Genomic DNA, 6355 nt, shown 5'->3' on the forward strand with positions numbered 1-6355 from the left:
TCCTGGCAGGGCGCGCCGAACTGGGGCTGGGGCGCGCCCTGCCAGGACGGGCTCTGCGACGGCGGCGGCTGGGGCGCGCCCATGGGCGCAGCGCCCATCGGGGCCACGCCCATCGGGGCGGGGCCGCCGGGCATCGGCGGCGGACCCATCGGCGCGGGCGGCGGACCGGCGAAGCGCGGCGCGGCCCCGGCCGCGGCGCGGGCCTTCCACCGGGACGGCGCCAGCGACGCCACGAGGAGCAGCACGCCGAGCAGGAAGAGGATCCCCATCGAGCCCAGCGCGGTGTAGCCGAGGTACATGTCGCGCGTCATCACGTCCCGGCCGGCGTGCTGGACCGCCCAGCTGGGCGACGCGAACCAGATCAGGCCGACGAGCGTGAACGCGGCGCCCGGGATCAGCGAGGCGACCGGCGACAGGCGGCTGCCCGTCAGGAGGCCGAGCAGGACCGCCGCCAGCAGGATCAGCCCGGCGCCGATCCAGAGCTCCTCGCCGTGGTAGCTCCGGAACCGCGCGTAGCCGAACGTCATGACCATGCGCAGCTTGTTCGTGCCGTACATGAGGCTCGCGGCGACGATCGGCGCCAGCACGAGGCCGGCCACCACGCCGAGGCCGTGGCGCGCTCCGTTGGACATGTCCACCCTCCAGTGCCCGGTCGGCGGGCAAGATCCTGTCGAACCTAACCCTCAGACGTGCGGAAACGCACGCCGGTTCGATGGTGGATTTACCTTCTGCCCGCTACTGGACGGATTCGCCGGGTTTCGCCGGAGTGGGCTGGCCGAGCCGCGGCGGGCTGGTCAGGAACCCGACGCCCCAGGTCAGGTGCATGGTGGCGAACACCAGCGGCAGCCGTACCCAGGCCGCGAGCGGGAGCCCGCGTCCCTCCACGGCGGCGCCCGCGATCATCGCGGCCGCGTACCCGCCGGGCAGGATCCAGCCCGGCCAGAACCCGAACAGCCCGGCGACGGCGCCCGCCGTCATCGCGACCACGGCGATCGGCGGGGCGAGGTAGCGCAGGTTCAGCGTCCCCTGGTGCTCGCGGCCGACGACGCGCCGCCAGCGCCCGGTGTGGAAGTACTGCTTGGCGAGGGCCCGCAGGTTCGGGCGCGGCCGGTAGGTGACCCGCATGCGCGGGGTGAAGAAGATGCGGCCGCCGGTCTCCCGGATGCGGTGGTTCATCTCCCAGTCCTGGGCGCGGACGAACGTCTCGTCGTAGCCGCCGACCCGGTCGAGCGCGCTGCGCCGGAACGTCCCGAGGTAGACGGTCTCCACCTCGCCCGCCTCGCCGCCGGTGTGGAACCGGGCGTTGCCGACGCCGAGCTTGGACGTCATCGCCCGCGCCACCGCCTTCTCGAACGGGGTGACGCCCTCGGCCGCCATGATCCCGCCGACGTTGTCGGCGCCGGTCTCCTCCATCGTCTCGACGGCCGCGCGGACGTAGTCGGCGGGCAGCAGCGAGTGCCCGTCCACCCGGACGATGATCGAGTACTGCGACGCCTTGATCGCGATGTTCAGGCCCTGCGGGGTGCGCCCGGTCGGGTTGGCGACGACCAGGACGCGCGGGTCCTCGGCGGCCAGCTTCCGGGCGATCTCCTCGGTGCGGTCGCGGGACGGCCCGATCGCGAGCACGAGCTCGAGCTCGCCGGGGTACTCCTGGGTCAGGATGCCGCGCACGGCCTCGGCGAGATGGCGCTGCTCGTTCAGGACGGGCATCACCACCGACACCGCCGGCCAGGTGCGCTCACCGGAGTCGGGACGGGTCTTCACGGCGTACTGGGTTTCCTGGTTCATGGCGCGGTGGGCACGGGGAGACGAATTCATGTGGGCTCGCGGACGCGCGCCTGCCGGAGGGACCGGAGGCGGGCGCCCCTTCCTCTCTTGCTCGCTTGCCTGACGCAGCCCACGCCACCCAGGTTCGCGTGCGGGCCGCCGGGGTGTGGTCAAGACGGCGCCACGTTACTGCAAGGACACGAGGTCCAGGTAGCGAACGGACGGGCGCTCCCCACTTTAGAGTGGTGGGACGCACGGCGGAACGTGATCTTCGGGAGGCGGCGGCCGGCATGGCAGACGGGCACGACTCGGGTCGCGGCGACCGCCGCGGTGCCGGCCGCGACGGGAGCCGCGATGGGGGCCGTCCGGCGGAGCCGGACCCGCTGGAGCGCTACTTCCGGCCGCGGCCGGGCGCCCGGCCGGTCCCGGACGAGGACGGCGGCGCCGGCATCGAGGGCGTGACGATCGACGGGATGCCCGCGCCGCGGGTGACGGTGGACGGCCCGCGCGGCCCGCGCCGTCCCGGCCGGGGGCTGAGCCCGCGCGCCGCGATGAGCGCCCGCCGGCAGAAGCGCTTCCTCACCCTGACCGGGACGATGTCGGCGGTCGTGCTGGCGACCTCGGGCGGCGCGTGGGCGTTCCAGAACTACGTCACCGGCATGATCGACAAGGTGTCGGTGAACGGGCTCGGCAGGGGCGGGAACGACCCGAAGGGCGCGATGACGATCCTCGTCGCGGGCGTCGACCGGCGCGAGGGGCTGACGAAGGCGCAGCAGAAGGCGGCGAAGCTCGGCCACGACGCCGGGGAGCGCTCGGACACGATGCTGCTGGTGCACGTGTCGCGCGACCACGACCGGGTGTCCGTGGTGAGCCTGCCGCGCGACTCCTACGTCACGATCCCCTCGCACAGGTCGAACGGCTCGGAGGGCGCGAAGGGGACGCGGGTCCCGGCCCGTCCGGGCAAGCTGACCTGGGCGTACCAGTTCGGCGGGCCCGACCTCACGGTCAGCACGATCAAGCAGGCGACGGGCGTGGCCATCGACCACTACGTCGAGGTGAACTTCTACGGGTTCGTCCGCATGGTGGACGCGCTCGGCGGCGTCGACGTCTGCACCGAGCAGGCGGTGGACGACCCGAAGAGCGGCCTGAAGCTGCCCGCCGGCACATCCCACGTGGACGGCCTGAAGGCCCTCGCCTTCGCCCGCGCCCGCTACACGCTGACCGGCGGCAGCGACCTCGGCCGCATCGACCGGCAGCAGCAGTTCATGGCGGCGATGATGAAGCAGGCGCTGTCGACGAAGACGCTGAGCGACCCGGTGAAGTCGACGAGGTTCCTGAACGCGTCGCTGAAGTCGCTGCGCGTCGACGAGAAGCTGGCCGACAACCTGCCGAAGCTCGCCGACCAGATGAAGGACCTGTCGACCGACGACGTCACGTTCGCGAACGTCCCGCTGTCCAACCCCGACTACAACGCCGTCCTGTGGAACGCGCCGACCGCGCAGTCGACCGTCCAGTGGGACCGCGGCAAGGCGCAGGACCTGTTCACCCGGATCAGGCGCGACCAGCCGCTCGACCGGCAGGCCGCGAAGCCGAGCGCCTCGCCGACGCAGAAGCCCGAGGACGCGCTGACCGTGCCGCCGGAGGACATCTCCGTCCGCGTCCTGAACGCGATCGGCACCCGCGGCCTCGCCACCAGGGCGGGCGGCCAGCTGCGGGATCTCGGCTTCAAGGTGACCGTCGCGCCGGGCGTGGCGCGGCGCGGCCTGCAGACCACCCAGATCCAGTACGGCCCCGACCGGGAGGACTCGGCCAAGACGCTGGCCGCCGCGATCCCGGGGGCGAAGCTGAAGAAGGTGTCGGCGCTGGGCTCGCGCGTGCAGGTCATGGTCGGCGCGAACTGGGACGGTGTGAAGAAGGTGAAGGTGACCCCGAGCGCGTCGCCGTCCGCCGAGCCCGCGATCGAGACGGGCACGGCCACCTCGAAGCTCTGCGCCTGAACCCCTGTCTAGAATGATGTTCTAGGACGTGGGGAAGGAGCCGCATGAGCGAGGACGCGCCCGCCGAGGCGTTCTACGAGCCGCTGGGCGGCGGCCGGTTCGCCAGCACCGCCGCCACGGCGGGCCCCTGGTCGCCCGGCCTGCAGCACGGCGGCCCGGTGTCGGCGCTGATCGGACGGGCCTTCGAGCGGCACGACCCCGCGCCCGGCACCCGGGTGGCCCGGGTGACGGTCGAGATCCTGAGCCCCGTCCCGGTGGCCGAACTGCGGGTGGGCGTCCGGGTCGTCCGCCCCGGCCGGAGGGTCGCGCACCTGGAGGGCGAGATCAGCCATGAGGGGCGGACGATCGTCCGCGCGACCGCCTGGCGCATCCTGGCCGCCCCGTCGCACCTGGCCTCCGTCGTCCACGCGGCGCCCCCGCCGCCCCTCCCCGACTCGACGCCGCCGTTCGAGAAGTGGCGCGACCTTCACGTGGGCGGATACCTGTCGGCGATGGAGTGGCGGCTGATCGACGGAGGGTTCGGCCGGCCGGGCCCGGGGACGGCTTGGGCGCGCTCCCGCGTCCCGCTGGTCGCCGGGGAGACCGACACGCCGCTCGTCCGGGCGCTGACGCTGGCCGACAGCGCGTCCGGCGTCGGCAGCCAGCTCGACCTCTCCAAGTGGCTGATCATCAACACCGACCTGACGGTCGCGCTGCACCGCGACCCGGTCGGCGAATGGCTGTGCATGGGCGCGTCCCTGGACGCGAGCGCGGGCGGCAGCGCCCTCTGCCAGGCGACCCTGGCGGACCGGTCCGGCGAGTTCGGCCGGGCCCTGCAGACCATGCTGGTGGACGAGCGCGGCTGACTGCGGGTTCCCGCATGATCACTTTGGGTAGTGGATCAGTGACAGATCGCAGTCATCGATCCTAGGAGACCAGAGGATGTCGACACGACTTCTCGGCCTGCTCACCACGACCGCCGCCGCGTCGGTGGCCCTCACCGCGGGCATCGCCGCCGCCGCGGCCGCGGCCCCGCCGCCCGCGCCCGACCCGGCACCGCCGGTCGTCGCGGCCCAGCCGCAGCCGGCCGCGCCGCCCGCCGCCCAGGACCCGCCGGCGCAGTCGGCCCCGCCGCCCGCCGCGGACGGCGAGGACCCCGCCGCCGACACCGGCGCGGGCGCCGGCGTCGACACCGGTGCGGACGCCAAGGGGCCCGAGGAGTGCGCGGACGCCGAGTGCGAGATCAAGATCCACGACGACCAGACCATCAGGTTCGACAAGAAGTACAAGCTCGACCCGGTGCACATCGGGATCGACGGGAACCTGGTCACCCTTTCCAGCAGCGGCCGGGACGGCAGGATGGTCAGCACGATGTACGCCACGCGCTCCGGCTCCAGCGTGACGAACAACGGCATCACGTTCCGTCCGAAGCTGAACCGGGACGGCACGATCAGCCTGAAGATCTCCCGCGACTGATGCGGCGCCGCCGGGGACGGGCGGCGAAGGGCGCCCGTCCCCGCTACTGCGGATCCGGCAGGTACAGCATGTTCTTCTTCCGGAGGTAGGAGGCGAACAGGGCGCCCCAGATCCTGCGTCCCCGGAACGAGTACACCGCCTGGTCGGTCAGGTCGACCACCGCCGGCTGGACGAGGGCGGCGAACCCGCCGGTCCCCTGCCGGAACGGCCTGCCCGCCCGCACCTTGGCGGTCTCCTCGGCGTACTCGGTGACCAGCGCCGCGATCACCAGGATCCCCGACTGCGCCCCCCGCATGGCACCCTTGCGGTTCTTCGCGAGCGAACTGGCCGCACGCGTGAACTGCTCCAGCGTTTCGACATCGACGCTCTCGCTCTCCGCGACGACGGTGAACAGGTGCATCTTGGAAAGCGCCCGCCAGTTCGAGCGGTACCCGACGAGCGCCGAGAGCCCGCCGACCTGCTCGGTGGTCACCTCGCACCCATCGGCGACCATCCGCTCCCGCACCACATCGACATAGTCGCCCACGCCTTCTCCATTCCACGGAAGAGTTCCGTCTGCAATATGCCCGAACGGCGCCCCTGCAGATCAGGAGAGCAGGCTGACAGTTGATCGCCGTTCAGCGTTTCAGGGTTCGGTAGCGCTTGAGCAGAACGGCGATCTTCTCGGGGTCGGCGGCGCCGTTCAGTTCGCTCAGGAGGTCGTCCGGACACAGGTCGTAGAGGTCGCCCCACCAGCGGCGCGCCTTGTTGTCCCAGATCCGGTAACCGCCCGGCACGCCCCTCGCGACAAAACGCCTTCTACTCATCGCTCCTCCGGGGCGTGAATCCTACTCGCCGCCCATGGAAGCCGCCCGTGCTTTTTTCGGCGGACACCGCGGCGGCGGAAGCGCTGCACCTGACCCCGTCGACCGTGTCCCAGCAGCTCCGGCAGCTCGGGATTGCAGCGTTTCGAACGCCCTCGCCGCACCGAGTGCGTTGACTTGCGGCGTGTTGTTGTTATGAGCGCGCCGGAAGCAACAACACGCCGCAGATCAACGACGTGGTGACAGCATCAGCGCAGCGAGGCGAGCGCGTCGAGCCGCAGCGGGCCGGTGCCGGGCGCCGACTCGCGCTCGTAGCGGCCCGACTCGGCGAGC

7 protein-coding genes are annotated in these 6355 nt (G+C 72.3%); 3 read left to right on the forward strand and 4 right to left on the reverse strand.

The window, feature by feature from the left end; genetic code table 11:
* Window positions 1-632: hypothetical protein (locus E1284_RS37445; RefSeq protein ID WP_131944887.1), on the reverse strand; the 632-nt coding region annotated here is incomplete at its 3' end.
* A gap of 103 nt (window positions 633-735) precedes the next feature.
* Window positions 736-1788, reverse strand: coding sequence for a glycosyltransferase family 2 protein (locus tag E1284_RS37450; protein WP_131944888.1), 1053 nt, complete (start codon window positions 1786-1788; stop codon window positions 736-738).
* Window positions 1789-2057: 269 nt separating this feature from the next.
* Here E1284_RS37450 and E1284_RS37455 point away from each other — a divergent pair, with 269 nt between their 5' ends.
* The 3 genes from E1284_RS37455 to E1284_RS42140 all read left to right on the forward strand — a co-directional run bounded on the left by E1284_RS37455 (window position 2058) and on the right by E1284_RS42140 (window position 5219).
* Window positions 2058-3764, forward strand: a complete 1707-nt coding sequence (locus E1284_RS37455; protein WP_131944889.1) for an LCP family protein — start codon at window positions 2058-2060, stop codon at window positions 3762-3764.
* Between the two features lie 44 nt (window positions 3765-3808).
* A complete protein-coding gene (locus E1284_RS37460) occupies window positions 3809-4609 on the forward strand; it encodes a thioesterase family protein (RefSeq protein ID WP_131944890.1) in 801 nt (266 codons plus the stop codon).
* A 76-nt stretch (window positions 4610-4685) separates the two neighbouring features.
* The gene (locus tag E1284_RS42140) at window positions 4686-5219 is read left to right on the forward strand and encodes a hypothetical protein (RefSeq protein WP_165965579.1); all 534 of its coding nucleotides are present in this window, start codon (window positions 4686-4688) and stop codon (window positions 5217-5219) included.
* A 43-nt stretch (window positions 5220-5262) separates the two neighbouring features.
* Here E1284_RS42140 and E1284_RS37470 read toward each other — a convergent pair whose 3' ends face one another.
* Window positions 5263-5745 carry a hypothetical protein gene (locus tag E1284_RS37470; protein ID WP_131944891.1) on the reverse strand — a complete coding sequence of 161 codons (483 nt, stop codon included), beginning with the start codon at window positions 5743-5745 and terminating at the stop codon, window positions 5263-5265.
* 91 nt (window positions 5746-5836) lie between these two features.
* Window positions 5837-6025, reverse strand: a complete 189-nt coding sequence (locus tag E1284_RS37475; RefSeq protein WP_131944892.1) for a hypothetical protein — start codon at window positions 6023-6025, stop codon at window positions 5837-5839.
* Window positions 6026-6355: the final 330 nt, after the last annotated feature.

This window comes from Actinomadura bangladeshensis (assembly GCF_004348335.1).
GTDB classification, from domain to species: domain Bacteria; phylum Actinomycetota; class Actinomycetes; order Streptosporangiales; family Streptosporangiaceae; genus Spirillospora; species Spirillospora bangladeshensis.

Excerpts from the sequence above, each read along its gene's own strand:
- E1284_RS37450 (WP_131944888.1), bottom strand. The coding sequence starts at position 1,788 with ATGAACCAGGAAACCCAGTACGCCGTGAAGACCCGTCCCGACTCCGGT.
- E1284_RS37460 (WP_131944890.1), top strand. The coding sequence starts at position 3,809 with ATGAGCGAGGACGCGCCCGCCGAGGCGTTCTACGAGCCGCTGGGCGGC.
- E1284_RS37475 (WP_131944892.1), bottom strand. The coding sequence starts at position 6,025 with ATGAGTAGAAGGCGTTTTGTCGCGAGGGGCGTGCCGGGCGGTTACCGG.
- E1284_RS37455 (WP_131944889.1), top strand. The coding sequence starts at position 2,058 with ATGGCAGACGGGCACGACTCGGGTCGCGGCGACCGCCGCGGTGCCGGC.
- E1284_RS42140 (WP_165965579.1), top strand. The coding sequence starts at position 4,686 with ATGTCGACACGACTTCTCGGCCTGCTCACCACGACCGCCGCCGCGTCG.